This is a genomic window from Blattabacterium cuenoti (genome assembly GCF_014252415.1).
Taxonomy (GTDB): Bacteria; Bacteroidota; Bacteroidia; order Flavobacteriales; family Blattabacteriaceae; genus Blattabacterium; species Blattabacterium cuenoti_Y.
Genome location: NZ_CP059223.1, coordinates 170,806 through 191,855 on the forward strand (window position 1 = coordinate 170,806; position 21,050 = coordinate 191,855).

The window sequence follows — 21,050 nt, forward strand, 5'->3', positions numbered from 1 at the left end:
AAATTTTTAAAATTGATATAAATTTATTTCTCTCAAAATTTTTTTTATTCCATCAATATAATAGAAATTTCCTATATTTCCTAATTTATGACATCTTATTGAGATTGAATTATTATTTTCTTCTTTTTTTCCTAAAACAATCATATAAGGAATTTTATCGTTTTCAGAATCTCTTATTTTTTTACTAATTTTTTCATTTCTATTATCAACAAAAGATCTAATATTATAATTTAACATCAAATTTAAAATTTTTTTTGCATAAATTATGTACTTATTACTAATAGGTAAAACCACTACATGATAAGGAACCATCCATAATGGTAAATTTCCTTTTGTATGTTCTATCATTATTGCAATAATTCTTTCTAATGAACCAAATGGTGCTCTATGAATTATTACCGGTCTGTACTTTTTATTATCTTTTCCTCTATAATATAAATTAAATCTTTCAGGTAAATTATAATCTATTTGAATAGTACCTAATTGCCAATTTCTCCCCAAAGAATCTTTTATTAAAAAATCTAATTTAGGACCATAAAACGCAGCTTCTCCATAATTAATAATAGATTTTATATTTTTATTTTTAACTAATTTTAATATAGATTCTTCTGCTTTTTTCCAATTCTCATTAGATCCTATATAATTATCAATTTTATTAGGATCTCTTAATGATATTCTAACTGTATAATCCATAAAACCTAAGAATTTGAATACATAAAATATTAAATCAATAACATTATCAAATTCTTTTAATAATTGATCATATGTACAAAATATATGAGCATCATCTTGAGTAAAAGATCTAACTCTAATTAAGCCATAAAGTTCTCCACTTTTTTCATATCTGTATACTGTACCAAATTCTGAAAATCGTTTAGGTAAGTCTTTATATGACCATTCTTGAGAACGATAAATTTCACAATGATGTGGACAATTCATTGGTTTTAATATAAATTCATCATCATAAGGAGTACTAATTGGTTGAAAACTATCTTTTCCATATTTATTCCAATGTCCACTTTTCATATATAATTTTTTACTTCCGATATGAGGCGTTATAACCATTTCATAACCTGATTTTTTTTGTATTTTTATTAAAAATTTTTCTAAATTATTTCTAACAATTGTACCTTTTGGTAACCATAATGGTAAACCCGATCCAACTTCATCAGAAAAAATGAAAAACTTTAATTTTTTTCCTATTTTTCTATGATCTCTATCGTCTGAACAAATAAAATTTTTTTTTTCCATACGATAATATAAAAATATTATTTTTTACGATAAAAATAAATATAATTTTGCAGCTATTATACTTCCTATAATAGGCCCTAAAATTGGCACAATAGCATAATCCCAATTACTATCTCCTTTTCCTGAAATAGGAAAAATACTGTGAACTATTCTAGGTCCTAAATCACGAGTAGGATTTATTGCAGGACCTGTAATACCCCCTAAAGATATAATAATTCCTAATATTAATAATGAAGTTGGTATATATTCTAATACTCCTAATTCTACTATAGGATAATCTTCTTCTTTAAAAAACATCTCTTTTGATGAAATAAATAAAGAAGCAAATATAAAAATAAAAGTAGATAAAATTTCACTAAAAAAATTAGAATAAAAATTTTTTACAGTAGGAATTGTAACAAAAATAGATAATTTATCTTTTTTATTTTTTGTAAATGAAAAATAATCTTTATATAAAATCCAAACCAAAATTGATCCTAGGATTGATCCAATTAATTGAGATATAATATAAAAAGGTACTAGGTACCAACTAAACTTACCTGTTAGAGCAAGACTTATTGTAACACATGGATTTAAATGTGCTCCACTGTATGGAGCAGAGATAATTACTCCAATAAAAACAGCTAAAGACCATCCAATTGCAATCGTTAACCAACCTTTATTTTTATCATCATTGTTATTTTTTTTTGTTAAAATAACATTTGCTGCTACCCCATTTCCTAATAAAACTAGAACTGTTGTTCCAATGATTTCCGCACATATTTTTATCATAATTATTTCAATTTATTCTATAGAGGACCAAGTACGAGTTATTTTTATTGCTTTTTTCCAACCTTTAATTCTTTCCATACGCCCATAAATTTTTTTTGGTTTAAAAATAATTTTTTTCATTTTCCATTTATTTTTAATATCTTTTAATCCACTCCAATAATTAACAGCTAATCCAGATAAATATGCAGCACCAGCTGCAGTTAATTCAGATATACCATATTTTACTATTTTTACATTTAAAATATCAGATTGAAATTGCATCAATAATTTATTAATTGTAGCACCTCCATCTACTCTAAGTTCTTTAATAGAAATTCCAGAATCCGCTTCCATTGATTTAATAACATCCATATTTTGAAACGCGATACTTTCTAATGAAGCACGAACAAAATGAGCAGATGATGTCCCCCTAGTAATTCCAACCACTACACCTCTTGCTCTATTATCCCAATAAGGTGCTCCTAATCCAGAAAAAGCTGGAACTATGTATAAACCTCCTGTATCATCAACTGATGACGCCAATTTTTCTACATCATTTGATGATGATATAATTTTTAATCCATCTCTAAGCCATTGTACTACCGCACCTGCAATAAATACACTACCTTCTAATGCGTACTGAATTTTGTTATGAATTTTCCACGCAATAGTAGTTATCAAATTATTTTTTGAAAAAATAGGGTCATCCCCTACATTCATTAACATAAAACATCCTGTACCATAAGTATTTTTTACCATTCCTACTTTTGTACACATTTGTCCAAAAAGAGAAGCTTGTTGATCCCCGGCAATACCTGATATAGGTATATTTTTTGAAATAATATTTCCTGTCGTATAACCAAATATTTCACTAGACGATTTAACTTCGGGAAGCATATTTTTTGGAATATTAAATAGATTAATTAATTCATCATCCCAGTTTAATGTACGAATATTAAATAACATAGTTCTAGAAGCGTTAGTTACGTCTGTGACATGAATTTTTTTTCCAGTTAAATTCCATATTAACCATGAATCTATAGTACCAAACGCTAACACTCCTAAATCAGCTTTTTTTCTAGCACCTGGAATATTATCTAATATCCATTTAATTTTAGTAGCAGAAAAATAAGGATCTATAATTAATCCTGTTTTTTTTCTAATCATTGCGGTTAATCCATCTTTTTTAAGATGATCGCAATATTGAGATGTTCTCCTATCTTGCCAAACTATAGCATTAAAAATTGGTTTTCCAGTAATTTTATCCCATACCACTGTAGTTTCTCTTTGATTTGTTATTCCTATTGAAACAATATTTTTTCCATTTAAATCAACTTTTAACATTGCTTCTAAAGCAACAGATGCTTGTGTTGACCATATTTCTTCCGCATTATGTTCTACCCATCCAGGGTTAGGATATATTTGAGTAAATTCTTTTTGAGCTACAGACACTATGTTTCCAACATTATCAAAAATTATAGCTCTAGAACTTGTAGTACCTTGATCTAAGGATAGCACATATTTATTCATAAATAAATGAATTAAAACAACTATTCTACTTAAATTTTTTATCTTCCTTTTAATGGAGGATAGTAATACCGCATAGCTAGTTGTTTAAAAGATGCTATTTGTGACTTTTCCCATTCTTTATCACGAGAAAGTTCCTTAGCCATTAACGATGCTACTCTTGGTGCTATATCTATTGATTTTCTTGCATTTAAAAACAATAAACGAAATCTTCTTGCTAAAATATCTTCAACAGTTCTTGCCATTTCATAACGTACCATCCATATTACTTCTGCTTCGGTAAAAGAAAACATTTTATTTTTGTAAAATAATTTTTTTCCTAAAATAGGATCATTTTTTATTAATTTTCCAATATAAAATTGATCTTCTCCATACCTATCCCAATAATAATTTTCATTATTAGATATATAATTGGATCCATGAATTTTTAAATTTTTTGTTATAGAAGGTTTTTTTATTAATTTTCCTATTTTAATAGCTTTATTAACCGTTTCTTCTCCCATTTTTCTATATGTAGTCCATTTACCTCCTATTATATTTATTAATCCAGATGGATTAACTACAATTTTATGAGATCTAGAAATATCTTTAGTTTCTTTATTATTAAACTTAGGATAAAAAAGAGGACGTAAACCAGAAAATGCACTTAATATATCACTTTTTTTTGGTTCAGTAGTAAAATACCTTTTAAAATTTTGTAAAATAAAATCAATTTCTTCTTCTAAAGGTGATGGATCAATATTACTTTTCTTTAAAAGAGTATCCGTTGTTCCTATTAAAACATGATCATACCATGGAACACAAAATAAAACCCGACCGTCTGTAGTTTTAGGTATAACTAAAGCATTTTTACTTTTGAAGAAAGATTTGCTTAAAACAATATGTGTTCCTTGACTAGGTTTAATTAATATATTAGAATCAAGTTGATCCATTCTTGAAATATAATTAGAAAAAACTCCAGTAGCATTAATAACAACTTTAGAAGAAATAGAATATTCCTTATTGTTTTCAATATCTGTAGCTAAAACCCCAGATATTTTTCCATTTTCTTTTTTTAATTGATTAACTTTAAAATAATTTAATAATATTCCTTTATGCTGAACACAAGTTTGTGCTATATTTATAATCAAACGAGAATCATCAAATTGACCATCATAGTATAATATACCACCTTTTAATTTTTCATTTCTAATTTCAGGAAAATTTTTTATTATATCATTTTTAGATAAAAAAATAGATTTCCCAAAACTTAGAGATCCTGATAACCATTCATATAATTTTAAACCAGACCAATAAAGAAATCCCATTCCAATATTGAAAATTGGTATAACAAATTTTTTTTTCTTTACTAAATGAGGTGCATTTTTTAATAAAAAACCTCTTTCTTTTAATGCTTCAAAAACTAATTTTATATTTCCTTGAGCTAAATATCTTATTCCTCCATGAATTAGTTTAGTACTTCTACTAGAAGTACCCTTAGAAAAATCTTCTTGTTCTAAAAGAAGTGTTTTATATCCTCTAGATGAGGAATCTAGAGCAATACCAACTCCAGTAGATCCACCTCCAATAATAATTATATCCCAGATATCAACATTTTTTAAAACGTTTAAAAATTTTTTTCTATTTAAAAAATTTTTCATAATATTTTTTGGTGGGGATTTCAATATTAATTTTCATAATTATTTGATTTATTGAAAAAAAGAATTAATAAGCAAAATTAAAAATATTTTCAATTAAAATAAAATTTTAAATCATGATTTAATTTACTTTTTAGTCATTTTTGATAAAAAATCTTTTATAAGATTATTATTCATATTAACATTAATTTTTTTCATTACTTTATTCATATTATGGAATTGTTTTAAAAATGTATCTATATCATTTATAGTATTACCAGAACCATTAGAAATCCTATTTTTTCTACTGATACCAGTATGAGAATAAAATACTTCAGGATTTTTTTTTTCATAAGGTGTCATAGATAAAATTATAGATTCAATTTTTTCAAAAGATATTTTATTATTAAAATAACTTTTATTCATTCCAGGAATCATAGAAATAATATTTTTTATATTTCCAATTTTTTTTATTCTTTTTATTTGATCTAATAAATCATAAAAATTAAATTGATTTTTCAATATTTTTTTATGAATTTTTCTAGCTCTTTTTTCGTCAAACTGTTCCTGAACTTTTTCTACAAAAGAAACAACATCTCCCATCCCCAAGATACGATCAGCCATTCTATCTGGATGAAAAATTTCTATATTTTCTATTTTTTCTCCATTACTAATAAACTTAATCGGTTTTTTAACTATATCTGATATAGTTATAGCTACTCCTCCTTTATTATCACCATCTAATTTAGTTAATACAAGACCGTCAATATTCAATGTTTTTGAAAATAATCTTGCACTATTAATAGCATCTTGTCCAATCATAGAATCCACTACAAATAAGGTTTCAGATGGATTCACGTTTTCACTAATTTTTTTTATTTCATCCATCATAAAATTATCTATTGCTAATCTACCAGCGGTATCAATAATAATTATATTTTTGTTTTTCTTATTTGCATAAATAATAGATTGATTTACAATATCAATAACATTTTTATTATTTTTTAAATAAAATAGAGGTACATCTATTTTATTTGCTAATGAATTTAATTGTTCTATGGCTGCTGGACGATAAATATCTGCGGCTACCAAAAGAGGATAATAACCCTTTTTTTTTAAAAAAAAAGATAATTTAGAAGCAAATGATGTTTTTCCACTACCTTGTAATCCACAAATTAATATAATTGAAGGGTTTTTAGATAGATTTAAATCTACCTTTTTTCCTCCCATAAGTTGAGTTAATTCATCATAAACAAATTTTATAATTTGTTGTTTTGGATTTAAAGATTGTAATACTTTTTTTCCAATAGATTTTGTCTTTACTTTTTTAATAAAATTTATTACAATATTATGATTAACATCTGAATCTATAAGAGCTTTTCCTATATCTTTTAAAACAATAGAAACATTAATTTCTGTTATTTTATTTCCTTTTAAAATATTAAAGGATTGATCAATTTTTTCTTTTAAATTTTTAAACATTATAATTTTTATTAAAATAAATCTACATTCTATCTATCACGTCTATTCCTAATAAATTCATTCCAGATTTTAAAATATTTCCTGTTATATGAATTATATTCATACAAATATTACTATAAACAATATTTGTAACATCTATTAATTTTTTTTTTTGATATAAACGATTAAATGTTTTAGATACTTCGTAAACATAATTTGCTAATAAAGATGGATCAAAGTTATTGGATGACTTTATTAGTACAAATGGATATTTGTTAATAACTTTAATTACATTTTTTTCATATATACTAAATGTAGTATTATTCCAATAATTATTTATTAAATAACAATTTTTAAAAAATTTTCGTTCTAAAGAACGGATTCTTGAATAGGTATATTGAATATATACTCCAGTTTTTCCTTTAAAATTTATAGATTTTAAAGGATCAAAAATAATTTTTTTTTTAGGATTTATTTTAAGAAAATAATATTTGAGAGCACTTAATCCTATTTTTTCATAAGAAATAACTTTATCTTTTTTATATTTTTTTATTAATTTTTTTTCATAAAAATTATTTTTTGCTATTGATGTCATTTTTGATATTATATAATCTATATCAACAATATTTCCAATTCTAGATTGCATTTTTCCAGTTGGAAGAAAAACCATTTCATATGAAAAATGAAATAATTTATTAATCCATAAATATCCAAGATCTTTTAGGATCTTAAATAGAATTTTGAAATGAGTTTCTTGTTCTTTTCCGACAACATAAATCATACTATCCATATTAAATTCTTTGAAACGTTTTATAGCGTTACCTATATCTTGAGTTATATATACTGAAGTTTGATCAGATCTTAATAAAAGTTTTGGAGAAAATCCTTTTGTATCAAAATCAATCCAAATTGATTCATCTTTTTTTTTAAAAAAAATTCCTTTTTTAAGACCATTTTTTATAATTTTTTTTCCAATATTGTATATATCACTTTCATATTCTGTTATATTAAAATTTACCCCCAATTTTTTATAAGTATCTGTAAATCCATTATAAACCCAATTATTCATCTTTTTCCACAAATCTACAGTTTTCACATCTCCTTTTTCCCATTTTTTCAATAATATTCTTGCGCATTTTAATATAGGAGTTTCTTTTATTTTATATTTTTTTAACTCTTCACGATAAACTTTTTCAAAAATACTATAATATTTACCAACAAAATGATCTCCTTTAATATTTTTATTAATTGGAGTCATACCTTTTCCAAATTTTTTCCATGCAACTATAGATTTACATATATGTATTCCTCTATCATTAATTATTTGTATTTGTATTACATCGTGTCCAATCATTTTTAATATATTTGACATAGATGATCCAATAAGGATATTTCTTAAATGACCTAAATGAAGAGGTTTATTAGCATTAGGAGATGAATATTCTATCATTATTTTTTTTTTTTTTAAAAAAAAATTTTTTTTTATCTCATAAAAAAAATCTGAATTAGACATTTCTTTAAGAAGGGATACATAATAATCATTATTAAAAATAAAATTTAAAAATCCTTTTAAAATAAAAAATTTAATAGATCCATTTAATGCATTATTAACATAATTTCCTATATTTTCTCCTATTTCTTTAATAGGTTTATTAAGATCGATAGATAATGAAAATAACACTAAAGAAATATCACCAAAATCCTTATTTTTAGGATATTGAAAATCTAAATTTATAATTTTTTTTTTGTAAATGCTCAATATTGCTATTCTAATAATCTTTTCTACAGGTTGAAAATAATTTTTATTCATTATATATTTTTTTTTAATAAAACTCTCCAACCAAAAATATCTTTTGATAAATTATGTTGTATATCTAATAATTTTTTTTTTAGTCGAAGTGATAATCTTTCTGGTTTTGATAAATCAGGAAGATAATAGTTATTTCCTTTATAACTAATAGATTGAAAAAAAATTATAACAGCAGCGGTTCCACATCCGAAAGCTTCTTTTAGATCACCTTTCTTTATTCCTTCTATAACTTCCAAAACATTTAAATCTCTTTCTTCTACTATAATTTTTTCTTCTCTAGCTAGAGTAAGTATACTATTACAAGTAATTCCTCTTAATATACTATCATTCGCTTTTGGCGTTATTAATTTATCTTTTAATAAAAAAAATACATTCATAGTTCCTAATTCTTCTATTTTTGTATGAGTAGAAGAATCGGTCCAAAGAATTTGATCGAATCCTTCATTATTTGCTATTTTAGTTGGATAAAATGACGATGCATAGTTTCCTGCAGCTTTTGCAAATCCTACTCCTCCTTTTACAGATCTACTATAATTTTCTTCTATTTTAACTTTTAAAGGATGATTATAATAAGAATCAACTGGAGTTGATATAATAATAAATATATAATCTTTAGATGGTTTTGCTGATAAAATTCCACTTGTAGCTATTAAAAAAGGACGAATATATAAAGATTTTCCATAGCTTTTTGGTATCCAATTTCTATCTATATCTACAAGCTTCTTTAATCCATTCATAAATATATTTTCAGGTATAGCAGGCATTTCTAAACGAATCGCAGATTTATTTATTCTTTTAAAATTTTCTTCTGGACGAAATAAAAAAACTTTATTTTTTTTATCTTTATATGCTTTCATACCTTCAAATACAGCTTGTCCATAATGAAAAACTAATGATATAGGAGATAACAATATTTTTTCAAATGGTTTAATTATAGAATCTTTCCATCTTCCATTGTTAAATTTTGAAATAAACATATGATCTGAATAATATTTACCAAAAGAAATATTATTAAAATTTATATTTTTTATTCTTGAACATATAGTTTTTCTTATTTTCATAAAATCATTAAATAAAATATTACAAAAATAAAATTATTTATTTTTTAATTTTCATTTATAATTTTTATTACTTTTTCTATAATATCTTCAACAGAAGGTTTAGAAAAATAATCTCCATCTGATCCATAAGGTGGTCTATGTTCTTTGGCTGTTATGGTATTAGGAGGGCTATCTAAATAATAGTATCCATTTTGATCCTCTAATATTTTTTGCATAATATAAGCAGAAGCACCACCTGGGACATCTTCATCTACAATTAGTAGTTTATTAGTTTTTTTTAAACTTTTTACTATATCTTGTTGTAAATCAAAAGGAATTAAAGATTGAATATCAATAATTTCACTATTTATGTTAAATTTAAATAACTCTTCGGCTGCTTCATTTACAATTTTCCATGTAGATCCATAAGTAACAATAGTAATATCTTTTCCTTTTCTTGTTTTTTCTACTATTCCAATAGGAGTTTTAAAAACTCCTAAATTATTAGGTAATCTTTCTTTAATTCTATATCCATTTAAACATTCAATTACTAAAGCTGGATCATCTGATGATAATAATGTATTATAAAAGCCAGCTGCTTTTACCATATTTCTAGGTACGAGGATCAAAACTCCTCTTAAATAATTGATAATCCCCCCTATGGGGGATCCAGAATGCCATATTCCTTCTAAACGATGACCTCTTGTTCTAATAATTAGTGGTGATTTTTGTCCTCCTTTAGTTCTATATTGTAAACAAGCAAGATCATCACTAATAATTTGTAATGCATATAAAATATAATCTATATATTGTATTTCAACTATAGGACGTAATCCTCTCATAGCCAATCCTATACCTTGTCCTATAATAGTAGACTCTCTTACACCAGTATCAAAAACCCTGGTTTTTCCATATTTTTTTTGTAAACCTTCTAGTCCTTTATTGACATCCCCCATTTTCCCAACATCTTCTCCGAAGATTAATAAATCAGGATATAATTTCAATAATCTATCAAAGTTTTCTCTTAAAATAATTCTTCCATCAACTTCTAAAGAGGAATAATTATATGTTGGAAAAATTTCATAAAAATTTTTAAAAGAATAGATAGAATTACTATATAAATGTGAAGAATAATTATTCGATTCTTTTCTATATTGTGTTTTCATCCATTTAATCAAAATCTTTTTTGAATTTGAATGAATAAATGAATTAGATTTTATTTGGCTTAATGAACATAACAATCTTCTTATCGGAAAGAATATAGATTTTTTTGTTATTATATTATCATTATATAAATCATTAGTATATTCTTTAATCCAATTACAATTAGGATGTTCTTTTTTTATATTTTTTATTATTTCCAATGCATGAAATCTAATTGAATTTATAGATTTTTTAAAATGAATCCATGCTTCTTTTTGTTTTTTTATTACATATTTTTTTGATTCAATATCTATTTTATGTAAAATATTATGATTTTTTATGATTTTAATTCCATTAAATTTAAAATTTAAAATCCATTCTCTAAATATTTTTAATCCATCATTTTTAATTTCCCATTTTAAACGATTTTTGGATTTATAATTCTCATGTGAAGAAGAAGTAGAATGTCCTTGAGGTTGAGTTAAATTTTTAACATGTATTATAACAGGTATATATTCTTTACGAGCTATTTCATCAGCTTCAATATATGTTTTTATAAGATTAATATAGTCGTATCCATTTACTTTAATAATCTCTATACCTTTTTCTTTTTGATTTCTACAAAATCCTTTTAATAAATCACTAATATTTTTTTTTGAAAAATGATATTTATTAGGCACTGAAATTCCATATTCATCATCCCAAATTGAAATTATTATTGGAATTTGTAATACTGATGCTGCATTTAAAGATTCCCAAAATAAACCTTCAGCAACACTTGCGTTACCAATAGTTCCAAAAGCAACTTCATTTCCATTATTAGAAAATTTTTTGTGTGTTTTTTTTAAAATTTTTAATTTTCTATATATTTTTGATGCTTGAGCTAACCCTAATAATCTAGGCATTTGAGATGCTGTAGGAGACGTATCTGCACTAGAATTTTTTTGTTTAGATATATCATTCCAACATCCATAATTATCCAAAGATCTTGTACTAAAATGTGATGTCATCATTCTTCCTGAAGAAGAGGGCTCTAATTCTATATTAGAATGAGCATATAATTGTGAAAAAAAATTATTTACAGTTAATACACCAATAGCCATCATAAAGGTTTGGTCTCTATAATATCCAGAACGAAAATCTCCATTTCTAAATACTTTAGACATAGCGATTTGAGGTATTTCTTTTCCATCTCCAAAAATTCCGAATTTTGCTCTTCCATTAAGAACTTCCTTTCGTCCTAAGATGCTAGTTTCACGACTTATTACTGCTAATTTATAATCTTTTATCACCATTTTTTTAAATGAATCAAAAGATGATTTATTAAAAAAATCGTAAAATCTTTTCATTATATTAAATTTTTTATAAAGAATAATAATAGAATTGTTATTATATAAATTTCTTTATTTATTTTTGGTAAAAAATTTATACCATGTATTTATGATACGAAATTACTATGGAAAAATAACTCTTTCTATCATAAAACCAGATGCAATACAAAATGGATATACGTTTCCTATATTAATGATGATATTTAAAGCAGGATTTAGTATAAAATCAATAAAAACAATGAAAATATCCAAAAAATTAGCTATAAAGTTTTATGATGAACACAAAAATAAATATTTTTTTAGTCATTTAATAGATTTTATTACTTCTGGTCCTGTTTTATCAATGATTTTAAATAAAAACAATGCAGTAAAAGATTTTAGAAAATTAATAGGAGATACGAATCCAACAGTTGCAAAAAAAGGTACAATACGAAATCTATATGCAACATCTTTAAACATGAATGCTATTCATGGTTCTAATTCTAATGAAAACGCTATTAAAGAATCTTTATTTATTTTTTCCAATTCTTCAATTTTATTATAACGATGAAAAAAATTTTTTTAACATTTATAATATCTTTATTAGTATTATCGTTTATTATTGGATTATGGAGTATTAATGTATACAATAATTTAATTAAACTTAACGAAAAAGTAAATAACCAATGGGCACAAGTTGAAAATGTTTATCAAAGAAGATTGGATTTAATTCCAAATTTAGTAAATACAGTAAAAGGATCATCATTATTTGAAAATAAAACTTTAAACCAAGTGATAGAAGCTAGATCAAAAGCAAGTAATATTCAATTAAATTCAAACGAATTAAATCAAAATGAAATAGATAAATTTCAAAAAAAACAAGAAAATTTAAATCATTATATGGGAAAATTTTTAATTATACTAGAAAATTATCCCAATATAAAATCTACAGAAAATTTTTATGAATTACAACATCAACTAGAAGGAACTGAAAATAGAATAAATATAGAAAAAAATAAATTTAATGAAGAAGTAAATAATTTTAATACCTATCGTAGTCAGTTTCCTAGAATATTACTAGCAAATTCTTTTAAAATATTTAAAGAAAAAGGTTATTTAAAATCTATTAAATCAAATCAATCTATTACTGTGGATTTTTCTAATTTTTTGAATTAAAATTAAACTAAAAAAAATAGTAATATGAAAATTTTTTTAAAACAAATATTATTTACATTATTAATTTTTTTTATAAATTTTATTTCAATAATGGCAAATGATTTTCATATTACTGATCCTCCTTACAAAATATATCCAATTCAAGATTATGCAAAAATTTTATCAAAAAAACAAATACATAATCTAAATAAAAGTATTATTTCATATTATAAAAAAACATCTACAGAAATTTTAGTATGTATCGTTAAAACTACTCATAATAACGATATAAATTTAATAGCCCAAAAGTTGGGAGAAAAATGGAAAATAGGGAAATCAAAAAAAAATAATGGGATAGTTATTCTACTATCGGTAGAAGAAAAAAAAATATCTATTCAAAATGGATACGGGATAGAACCTTATATTACTGATATTTTAACAAATAAGATAATAAAAAAAGTTAAACCTTTATTAAAAAAAAATATGTATTATGATTCTATAGATTATTGTACAAAAGAAATATATAAAAAATTAAATAATTCTTTTCAAAAAGAAAAATCTAATACAAAGGCTTTTCCATTTATAATGATCATAATATGGATTATTAGTATTTTCATTATTATATTTATATCACCATATATATCACCATATATAATGAGTAATAATTCATTATTAAATATATTTATTATAACAAATTTTTTAAAAAATTATAATGTTGAAAATGATGATGATTTTTTTAATGGATTTGGAGAAGGAGGTCATTTTGGAGGTGGTGGATCGGATGAGTCTTGGTAATAAAAATTATTTTTTTTGTATAGATTTTAGATATTCTTCTAACGAATTTATCTTTTTAATTGTATCTATTTTTTTTTTTTGTTCTTTTAATATAATTTTTTTTGGGGCAGATAATAAAAAATTTTTATTTAATAAATTATTTTTTATTATAGACAAAAATGTTTTAAGATGTTTAATCTTTTTTATAATATTATCTTTATAATGTAATTTTTTAGATTTTATTGAATCATTAAATAATAAGAAAAATTTTTCGGAATTTAATAAAAAAAAGTAAAAAGATGAAGAATTTTTTGGTTCATTAGATAATAACACAACTTTTGAAATATTAGCTAATTTATTTAATATAGAATAATATTTTTTATTTTCTTTTTTCATGGAAAATAATATGCAAGTTGCATTTTTATTTATACGATTTTTATTTTTTATATTACGTGTTAATGATATTATTTTAATTATTCTTTCAAATGAATTAACAACTTTAATATCAAATTTTTTTTTGACAGGCCAAGAAGATATTATTAATGCTTCATTGTTTTTTCTAATCTTAATTAGATTCCATATTTTTTCCGATATAAATGGAATATATGGATGTAATAATTTTAATATTTTTTCAAAATATTTAATAATAAAAAGATATGTTTCTTCTGAAAGATATTTTTTTTTATCTGGTTTAATTATTTCTAAAAAAATAGAACAAAAATCATACAAAAAAAATTTATATAAAATCATTAACGATTCGTTAAATTTATATTTTAATATATGTTGATTAATAATATCTAATATATAATAAAAACGATTTATTATCCAATTTTTAACACAATACGGAGGTATATATTCCTCATTTTTTTTAAACTTATTTACTTTTTTTAAACTATTTATCAAACGAAATGCATTCCAAACTTTATTAACAAAATTTCTTCCTTGTAAACATATTTTTTCATCAAAAAAAAAGTCTTTTCCTGCAATAGTTTTTAAAACTATTCCAAATCTTATTGAATCTGCTCCATACTTATTAATTAAGTATGTATAATCTGGAGAGTTATTTAATGATTTTGATATTTTTTTATTATTTATATCCCTAATTATTCCAGTAAAAAAAACTTTTTTAAAAGGTTTTTCGTTTTTTAATAAAAAACTAGACATAATCATTCTTGAAATCCAGAAAAATAATATATCTGATCCCGTTACCATATCATCTAATGGATAATAATATTTAATTTCATTATTATATGGATATCTTATTCCATCAAATACAGATAAAGGTAATATCCAAGATGAGAACCATGTATCTAAAACATCTGGATCCTGTTTTAAATCATGAATAGTAAATCTACTATATTTAATTTTTTTCTTAACTTCTTTTAAAGCTTCCTTAAAATTTTTCGCTACTACAAAATCATTAATTCCTTTTCCATAAAAAAATGCAGGAATACGATGACCCCACCATAATTGTCTAGATATATTCCAATCTCTAATTTTTTTCATCCATTGAAAATAAATTTTTTTATGTTCTTTTGGATAAAATAATATTTCTTCATTTTTAATAGAATCAAAAGATTTTTTTGACATTTCTTTCATTCTTAAAAACCATTGAATAGATGGTATATATTCAACTTCTGATAAAGAACGTTCTGAAAATCCTATTTTTTGTTTTAACTTCTCTATTTTTAATAAACATCCTATATTTTTCAATTCTTCAATTACTTTTTTTCTTACATAAAATCTATCCATATTTTGATAATGAAGTCCTTTTTCATTCATAGTACCATCTTTATTAAAAATATTGACTACATCTAGTTGATATTTTTCAGACAAATATTTATCACGAATATCATGTGCTGGAGTAACTTTAAAACATCCAGTTCCAAAATTCATATCTGCACACGAATCTTTTATTACAGGTACAGATTTATTAATAATCGGAATTATCACTTTTTTCTCATTTAGATGAATAAAACGATTATCGTTTGGATTAACACAAATAGCAGTATCACCAAAAATGGTTTCGGGTCTGGTAGTAGCGATTACAACATATTTATTTTTACATTCTATCTTATATTTTATATAATATAAACATCTAATTTTATTTTTATATATTATTTCTTCATCAGATATAGTAGTCATTGATTTAGTATCCCAATTTACTACTCGGTATCCTCTATATATATATCCATTTTTATACAAATCAATAAAAACTTTTATAACCGATTGATATAATTTATCATCCATAGTAAATTGAAAACGATTCCAATCACAAGAACATCCTAATATTTTTATTTGATCTAAAATAATTTTTTTATGAAATTCTACCCATTTTAATACATATGATATAAATTTTTTTCTCCCTAAATCAATTTTATATTTTTTTTTTTCAATTAATTTTTCTACTACTTTTGCCTCTGTTGCAATAGATGCATGATCTAATCCAGGTACCCAACATACATTATATCCTTTCATTCTTGAATATCTTACTAATAGATCTTGTATAGTATTATTCAATGCATGTCCTATATGTAATTTACCAGTAACATTTGGGGGGGGCATAATAATAGTATAAGGTTGACGATTATCTGGATAAGAAGAAAAATAATCACCTTTTATCCATTTATCATATATTTCTTTTTCAACAAATTTATGATCGTATTTTTTCGGTATATCAAAATTCATAACATATATTAAATATATATATAAATTTTAAATTAATTTATTGTGAAAATAATATTAATTGCATCAGTTTCAAAAAATGGATTTATAGGAAAAAAAAATAAATTAATGTGGAATCTTCCTAATGATTTAAAAAGATTTAAAAAATTAACTTTAGGAAAACCCATTGTTATGGGAAGAAAAACTTTTGATTCAATTGGTAAAATTCTTCCTGAAAGAAATAATATCATACTAACAAGAAATAAAAATTTTTTATTAAAAAAAATAAAAATAATTCATTCAGAAGAAGAAATTTATAAACTTCCTTATAAAAAAATATATATTATTGGAGGAGAACAGTTATATCATAAAATGATTAAAATAGCTAGTTTAATAGAACTAACTTTAGTTCATAAAAATTTTAATGGAGACTCTAAATTTCCTAAAATTGAAAAAAAATATTGGAAAAAAATAAAAGAATCCTTTTGTAAAAAGGATGAAAAACATTTATATAATTATAGTTTTATAACATTAGAGAAAATAAATTTAAAAATTAATTAATATTTTTATATATTACAAAAAACAAATATTATAAAATATATTAATTATGAATATCACTAAAAATTGGATCCCAACAGTTTTCCTATTATTAGGTTTTACCGTTGTATCTTGTAACGACGAAGTTGTGGCCCTTGATGATGATAGCGGTTCGGTAGTACCTAAAAAAAGTCATTCTGATTCAAATAATGATGATATTTCAGAAAATGATGATGAATTAGATTATGAATATTTATCTAACAAGATGAATGATTTAGAAAAAAGAATTAGTAGAACAGAAAGAGATAGAAATAAATATAATAATCGATTTAATGAAATAATGGATTTTCAAAAAAAAACTAATGAAAAAGGGAAAAATAAAATCCAGTTTATAATAGATCAAGTACCTGACAGTAAAGAATATGGAACAGCTATCCAAGATTTAAGAAAACATGAAAAATTTGAAAATGAATTAGCAGAAATCATTAAAGATAAAAATAAATTTATTCAATATCTTAATCGTTCATTGCGTGAGATGAAAGAAGAAAAAAATCTTATAAAAAGAAAACAAGAAAAATTCTTTGAAATTCAAAGTAAAAAACCATCAGGTATAATCTATTATTATCATTAACTTTAAAATTAAATTTAATAAACGAAATATTAAAGTAATTACTTTAATATTTCGTTATTTTACTTTTTATAAAAACTATGTATGAAAGAAAAAACTTTTAGAGAGGCTATATCCGATGCTATGAGCGAAGAAATGAGAAGAGATGAATCAATATATCTTATGGGTGAAGAAGTTGCTCAATATAATGGAGCTTATAAGGCATCAAAAGGAATGTTAAATGAATTTGGATCAAAAAGAATAATTGATACTCCTATTTCAGAATTGGGATTTTCTGGTATAGGAATTGGTTCAGCTATGAATGGATGTAGACCTATTATAGAATTTATGACATTTAATTTTTCTTTAATAGCTATGGATCAAATTATTAATAATGCTGCTAAAATATATTATATGAGTGGAGGACAATGGAATATTCCTATAGTTTTTAGGGGCCCAACTGGATCTGCTGGTCAATTAGGAGCCACACATTCTCAATCTTTTGAAAGTTGGTTTGCTAGTTGTCCTGGTCTAAAAGTAGTAATACCATGTAACCCTTATGATGCAAAGGGATTACTAAAATCATCTATAAGGGATAATAATCCTGTAATTTTTATGGAATCCGAACAAATGTATGGAGACAAAATGATGATACCAAAAAAAGAATATTTATTACCCATTGGAAAAGCAAGTATAAAAAAAAAGGGTAAGGATGTGAGTTTAGTATCTTTTGGAAAGATAATGAAAATAGCAATGAATGTAGCAGAAAAATTAAATAATGATAACATTAGTGTAGAAGTTATAGACATTCAAACTATACGTCCATTAGATTATAATTCTATAATTTTTTCTGTAAAAAAAACTAATCGTTTGGTGATATTAGAAGAATCATGGCCATTTTCATCTATTGCATCTGAAATATCATTTTTTGTACAAAAAATGGCATTTGATTATTTAGATGCACCTATTAATAGGGTAACTTTATTAGACACGCCAGCTCCTTATGCATCTAATTTAGTAGAAAATTGGTTTCCAAATGAAAAAAAAGTAATTGAATCTATAAAAGAAACTCTTTATATTTAATATTTTAAATTAAAAAATAGATTGAACTATTTTATAAATGATTTCAGGTTTATTCATTGTATAATAATGAATAATTTTAACTCCATAATTTTTCAATTCTTTGGATTGATGAATTGCCCATTCTATTCCTATATGAAATATATCTTTTTTATCTTCAGTTTTTTCGATTTCTTTTACTAATTCGTTAGGTATACTTAAGTAAAATTTAGAAGGTAAACTATTAAGTTGTTTTTTAGAAGAAATTGGTTTTATTCCAGGAATAATTGGTACTGAAATTCCTTCCATTCTACATCTTTCTACAAAAGAAAAATATTTTTTATTATCAAAAAACATTTGAGTTATAATATAATCTGCTCCTGATTCTACTTTTTTTTTTAAAAAAAATAAATCACTTTCTATATTAGGAGATTCTAAATGTTTTTCAGGATAACCTGCAACACCAATACAAAAATCAAATATTTGAAAATTTCTTTTTTGTAGAAAATTTTTATTAACAGTTTTACCTAAATTTAGATTTTTAACTTGTTTAACCAAATCAGAGGCATGTTTATATCCATTTATATTTGAGAAAGATTTTTCTTCATATTTTAATGGATCTCCTCTGAGTAATAATACATTATTGATACCTAAAAAATTTAAATCTATTAAAATATTTTCTATCATTTGTTTATTGAACTCTCCACATATTATATGCGGTACTGCATCAATTTTATATTTATTCATAATAGCTGCACATACACTGATTGTCCCTGGTCGTTTTGATATTTTTTTTCTTTTTAATAATCCATTTTTTTTTTCTATATAAATAAATTCTTCACGATGATAAGTAACATCAATAAAAGGTGGATTAAATTCCATTAGCGGGTCTAAACTTGAGAAAATATCTTTAATATTTTTTCCTCTTAAAGGAGGTAAAATTTCAAAAGAAAATAAACTATTTTTTGTTTTGTATATATGGTCTGTAACTTTCATAAGTTATAATTATTTGATATAATGAAATCCTGTATAAGGGATTAATACTTTTGGTATATTAATTTTATGATCTGTTTGATTATTTTCTAAAATGGAAATTAATATTCTAGGTAAAGCCAATGAACTTCCATTTAAAGTATGACAATATTCAATTTCTCCTGTAAATTTTTTTTTATATTTAATATTTAATCTTCTTGATTGAAAATCATTACAATTTGATATAGAACTAACTTCCAACCATTTTTTTTGAGCAATAGAATAAACTTCAAAATCATAGGTAATAGATGACGAATAAGCTAAATCTGATGCTTTTAATTGAATAATACGAAAGGGTAATTCTAATGATTTTAAAATTTGTTTTACATGTGTAATCATTTCATGTAATGAATGATCTGAATTTTCAGGAACAGAAATTTGAATAATTTCAACTTTTTCAAATTGATGAAGTCTATTTAATCCTCTAGTTTTAGAACCGTAAGATCCAGCCTCTCTTCTAAAACAAGAGGTATAGGTAGTAGCTTTTATAGGAAGATCTGTATCTTTAAAAACTTTATTTCTATAACAATTCATAAGAGGTATTTCTCCAGTTGGAATAAGATGAAAATTATCTTTTTCTATAAAATACATTTGATTATTTTTATCTGGTAGTTGTCCTGTAGAAAATCCAGATATATTATTAATTAAATATGGTAAACTATATTCTGTATAAAAATTGCTAGTATTTTTATCTAAAAAATACTGTATTAAACTTCTATGTAGTTTTGCACACTTATCTATATATACTGCAAATCCAGACTTACATATTTTTGAACCTAAATTTAAATCAAATAATCTAAATTTTTTAGATAATTCCCAGTGAGGAAGAGGATTCTTTATATAAGAAGATGTTTTTCCATGTTGAAAAATTATATAATTTTTATCATAATTTTCTATAACACTATCATTTGGTATATTGGGAATACAAATTAATTTTTCATTTATGGAGACAGTAATATTTTTTAATTTTTTTTTAAAATATTTTCTTTTCTTTTTTAAAAGAATAGAATTGTTTATTAAATATTTTATTTGAGATAAATCTTTATTATTTTTTATAAAATTAGATATTTTTCTAGATAAAATATTTTCATTTTCTAATATTTTATTTAAAGAAATTTGAATTTCTCTTTTTTCATTATCTAACATTAATATTTCATCTATTAAATATAATTTTTTGAATCTTCTTTTTCTTAATCCTAATAATACCTTTTCTTTATTTTTACGTAAAAAATAAGTTTTTAACATACTTTGTATAATTATTATAATTTTTTATGATTAAAATGAATTATCGAATTATAATTAAGATTTTAATAA

16 protein-coding genes and 1 pseudogene are annotated in these 21,050 nt (G+C 23.2%); 6 read left to right on the forward strand and 11 right to left on the reverse strand.

Going from position 1 to position 21,050, the window contains the following annotated elements; all coding sequences use genetic code 11:
- Positions 1-6: 6 nt before the first annotated feature.
- The 8 genes and pseudogenes from thrS to H0H33_RS00870 form a co-directional block, all read right to left on the reverse strand.
- Positions 7-1,218, reverse strand: a pseudogene (gene thrS, locus H0H33_RS00835) (threonine--tRNA ligase); the annotation flags it as partial.
- A gap of 57 nt (positions 1,219-1,275) precedes the next feature.
- Positions 1,276-2,022 carry an MIP/aquaporin family protein gene (locus H0H33_RS00840; protein ID WP_185878030.1) on the reverse strand — a complete coding sequence of 249 codons (747 nt, stop codon included), beginning with the start codon at positions 2,020-2,022 and terminating at the stop codon, positions 1,276-1,278.
- Between the two features lie 12 nt (positions 2,023-2,034).
- The gene (gene glpK, locus H0H33_RS00845; protein WP_185878031.1) at positions 2,035-3,531 is read right to left on the reverse strand and encodes a glycerol kinase GlpK; all 1,497 of its coding nucleotides are present in this window, start codon (positions 3,529-3,531) and stop codon (positions 2,035-2,037) included.
- A gap of 38 nt (positions 3,532-3,569) precedes the next feature.
- Complete coding sequence (locus H0H33_RS00850) at positions 3,570-5,168, reverse strand: glycerol-3-phosphate dehydrogenase/oxidase (protein ID WP_185878032.1); 1,599 nt, start codon at positions 5,166-5,168, stop codon at positions 3,570-3,572.
- Positions 5,169-5,291: 123 nt separating this feature from the next.
- Complete coding sequence (gene ffh / locus H0H33_RS00855; protein WP_185878033.1) at positions 5,292-6,626, reverse strand: signal recognition particle protein; 1,335 nt, start codon at positions 6,624-6,626, stop codon at positions 5,292-5,294.
- A 22-nt stretch (positions 6,627-6,648) separates the two neighbouring features.
- Complete coding sequence (argS, locus tag H0H33_RS00860; RefSeq protein ID WP_185878034.1) at positions 6,649-8,415, reverse strand: arginine--tRNA ligase; 1,767 nt, start codon at positions 8,413-8,415, stop codon at positions 6,649-6,651.
- On the reverse strand, positions 8,415-9,476 hold the full coding sequence (locus H0H33_RS00865; protein ID WP_185878035.1) for a branched-chain amino acid aminotransferase: 1,062 nt from the start codon (positions 9,474-9,476) through the stop codon (positions 8,415-8,417). The genes argS and H0H33_RS00865 overlap by 1 nt, the downstream gene beginning before the upstream one ends.
- A gap of 44 nt (positions 9,477-9,520) precedes the next feature.
- Positions 9,521-11,947 carry an alpha-ketoacid dehydrogenase subunit alpha/beta gene (locus H0H33_RS00870; protein WP_185878036.1) on the reverse strand — a complete coding sequence of 809 codons (2,427 nt, stop codon included), beginning with the start codon at positions 11,945-11,947 and terminating at the stop codon, positions 9,521-9,523.
- 91 nt (positions 11,948-12,038) lie between these two features.
- Between H0H33_RS00870 and H0H33_RS00875 the strand changes: the two genes are divergently transcribed.
- Genes H0H33_RS00875 through H0H33_RS00885 form a run of 3 tightly spaced genes read left to right on the forward strand, consistent with a single transcriptional unit; the run spans position 12,039 to position 13,858 of the window.
- Positions 12,039-12,473 (forward strand): nucleoside-diphosphate kinase, encoded by a 435-nt coding sequence (locus H0H33_RS00875; RefSeq protein ID WP_185878037.1) that lies wholly within the window; start codon positions 12,039-12,041, stop codon positions 12,471-12,473.
- 2 nt (positions 12,474-12,475) lie between these two features.
- Complete coding sequence (locus H0H33_RS00880; RefSeq protein WP_185878038.1) at positions 12,476-13,084, forward strand: LemA family protein; 609 nt, start codon at positions 12,476-12,478, stop codon at positions 13,082-13,084.
- Positions 13,085-13,108: 24 nt separating this feature from the next.
- Positions 13,109-13,858, forward strand: coding sequence for a TPM domain-containing protein (locus H0H33_RS00885; RefSeq protein ID WP_185878039.1), 750 nt, complete (start codon positions 13,109-13,111; stop codon positions 13,856-13,858).
- A 6-nt stretch (positions 13,859-13,864) separates the two neighbouring features.
- Here the strand turns inward: H0H33_RS00885 and H0H33_RS00890 are convergent, their stop codons facing one another.
- Positions 13,865-16,525 (reverse strand): valine--tRNA ligase, encoded by a 2,661-nt coding sequence (locus H0H33_RS00890; RefSeq protein ID WP_185878040.1) that lies wholly within the window; start codon positions 16,523-16,525, stop codon positions 13,865-13,867.
- Between the two features lie 42 nt (positions 16,526-16,567).
- On the opposite strand from H0H33_RS00890, the gene H0H33_RS00895 reads away from it, so the two are divergent.
- The 3 genes from H0H33_RS00895 to H0H33_RS00905 all read left to right on the forward strand — a co-directional run bounded on the left by H0H33_RS00895 (position 16,568) and on the right by H0H33_RS00905 (position 18,728).
- Positions 16,568-17,062: a dihydrofolate reductase gene (locus H0H33_RS00895; RefSeq protein ID WP_185878041.1), complete on the forward strand. Its 495-nt coding sequence runs from the start codon at positions 16,568-16,570 to the stop codon at positions 17,060-17,062.
- A gap of 46 nt (positions 17,063-17,108) precedes the next feature.
- Positions 17,109-17,669, forward strand: a complete 561-nt coding sequence (locus H0H33_RS00900) for a hypothetical protein (RefSeq protein WP_185878042.1) — start codon at positions 17,109-17,111, stop codon at positions 17,667-17,669.
- Positions 17,670-17,750: 81 nt separating this feature from the next.
- Positions 17,751-18,728, forward strand: a complete 978-nt coding sequence (locus H0H33_RS00905) for a pyruvate dehydrogenase complex E1 component subunit beta (RefSeq protein WP_185878043.1) — start codon at positions 17,751-17,753, stop codon at positions 18,726-18,728.
- A 9-nt stretch (positions 18,729-18,737) separates the two neighbouring features.
- Here H0H33_RS00905 and metF read toward each other — a convergent pair whose 3' ends face one another.
- Together metF and serS are read right to left on the reverse strand one after the other, a co-directional pair.
- Entirely contained in the window at positions 18,738-19,700 is a 963-nt protein-coding gene (metF, locus tag H0H33_RS00910) for a methylenetetrahydrofolate reductase [NAD(P)H] (RefSeq protein ID WP_185878044.1), read from the reverse strand.
- Between the two features lie 9 nt (positions 19,701-19,709).
- Positions 19,710-20,981, reverse strand: a complete 1,272-nt coding sequence (gene serS, locus H0H33_RS00915) for a serine--tRNA ligase (protein ID WP_185878045.1) — start codon at positions 20,979-20,981, stop codon at positions 19,710-19,712.
- Between the last annotated feature and the right edge of the window lie 69 nt (positions 20,982-21,050).

Excerpts from the sequence above, each read along its gene's own strand:
- H0H33_RS00890 (WP_185878040.1), bottom strand. The coding sequence starts at position 16,525 with ATGAATTTTGATATACCGAAAAAATACGATCATAAATTTGTTGAAAAA.
- H0H33_RS00865 (WP_185878035.1), bottom strand. The coding sequence starts at position 9,476 with ATGAAAATAAGAAAAACTATATGTTCAAGAATAAAAAATATAAATTTT.
- H0H33_RS00905 (WP_185878043.1), top strand. The coding sequence starts at position 17,751 with ATGAAAGAAAAAACTTTTAGAGAGGCTATATCCGATGCTATGAGCGAA.
- H0H33_RS00880 (WP_185878038.1), top strand. The coding sequence starts at position 12,476 with ATGAAAAAAATTTTTTTAACATTTATAATATCTTTATTAGTATTATCG.
- argS (WP_185878034.1), bottom strand. The coding sequence starts at position 8,415 with ATGAATAAAAATTATTTTCAACCTGTAGAAAAGATTATTAGAATAGCA.
- H0H33_RS00900 (WP_185878042.1), top strand. The coding sequence starts at position 17,109 with ATGAATATCACTAAAAATTGGATCCCAACAGTTTTCCTATTATTAGGT.
- ffh (WP_185878033.1), bottom strand. The coding sequence starts at position 6,626 with ATGTTTAAAAATTTAAAAGAAAAAATTGATCAATCCTTTAATATTTTA.
- H0H33_RS00870 (WP_185878036.1), bottom strand. The coding sequence starts at position 11,947 with ATGAAAAGATTTTACGATTTTTTTAATAAATCATCTTTTGATTCATTT.
- serS (WP_185878045.1), bottom strand. The coding sequence starts at position 20,981 with ATGTTAAAAACTTATTTTTTACGTAAAAATAAAGAAAAGGTATTATTA.
- glpK (WP_185878031.1), bottom strand. The coding sequence starts at position 3,531 with ATGAATAAATATGTGCTATCCTTAGATCAAGGTACTACAAGTTCTAGA.
- H0H33_RS00840 (WP_185878030.1), bottom strand. The coding sequence starts at position 2,022 with ATGATAAAAATATGTGCGGAAATCATTGGAACAACAGTTCTAGTTTTA.
- metF (WP_185878044.1), bottom strand. The coding sequence starts at position 19,700 with ATGAAAGTTACAGACCATATATACAAAACAAAAAATAGTTTATTTTCT.
- H0H33_RS00885 (WP_185878039.1), top strand. The coding sequence starts at position 13,109 with ATGAAAATTTTTTTAAAACAAATATTATTTACATTATTAATTTTTTTT.
- H0H33_RS00850 (WP_185878032.1), bottom strand. The coding sequence starts at position 5,168 with ATGAAAAATTTTTTAAATAGAAAAAAATTTTTAAACGTTTTAAAAAAT.
- H0H33_RS00875 (WP_185878037.1), top strand. The coding sequence starts at position 12,039 with ATGATACGAAATTACTATGGAAAAATAACTCTTTCTATCATAAAACCA.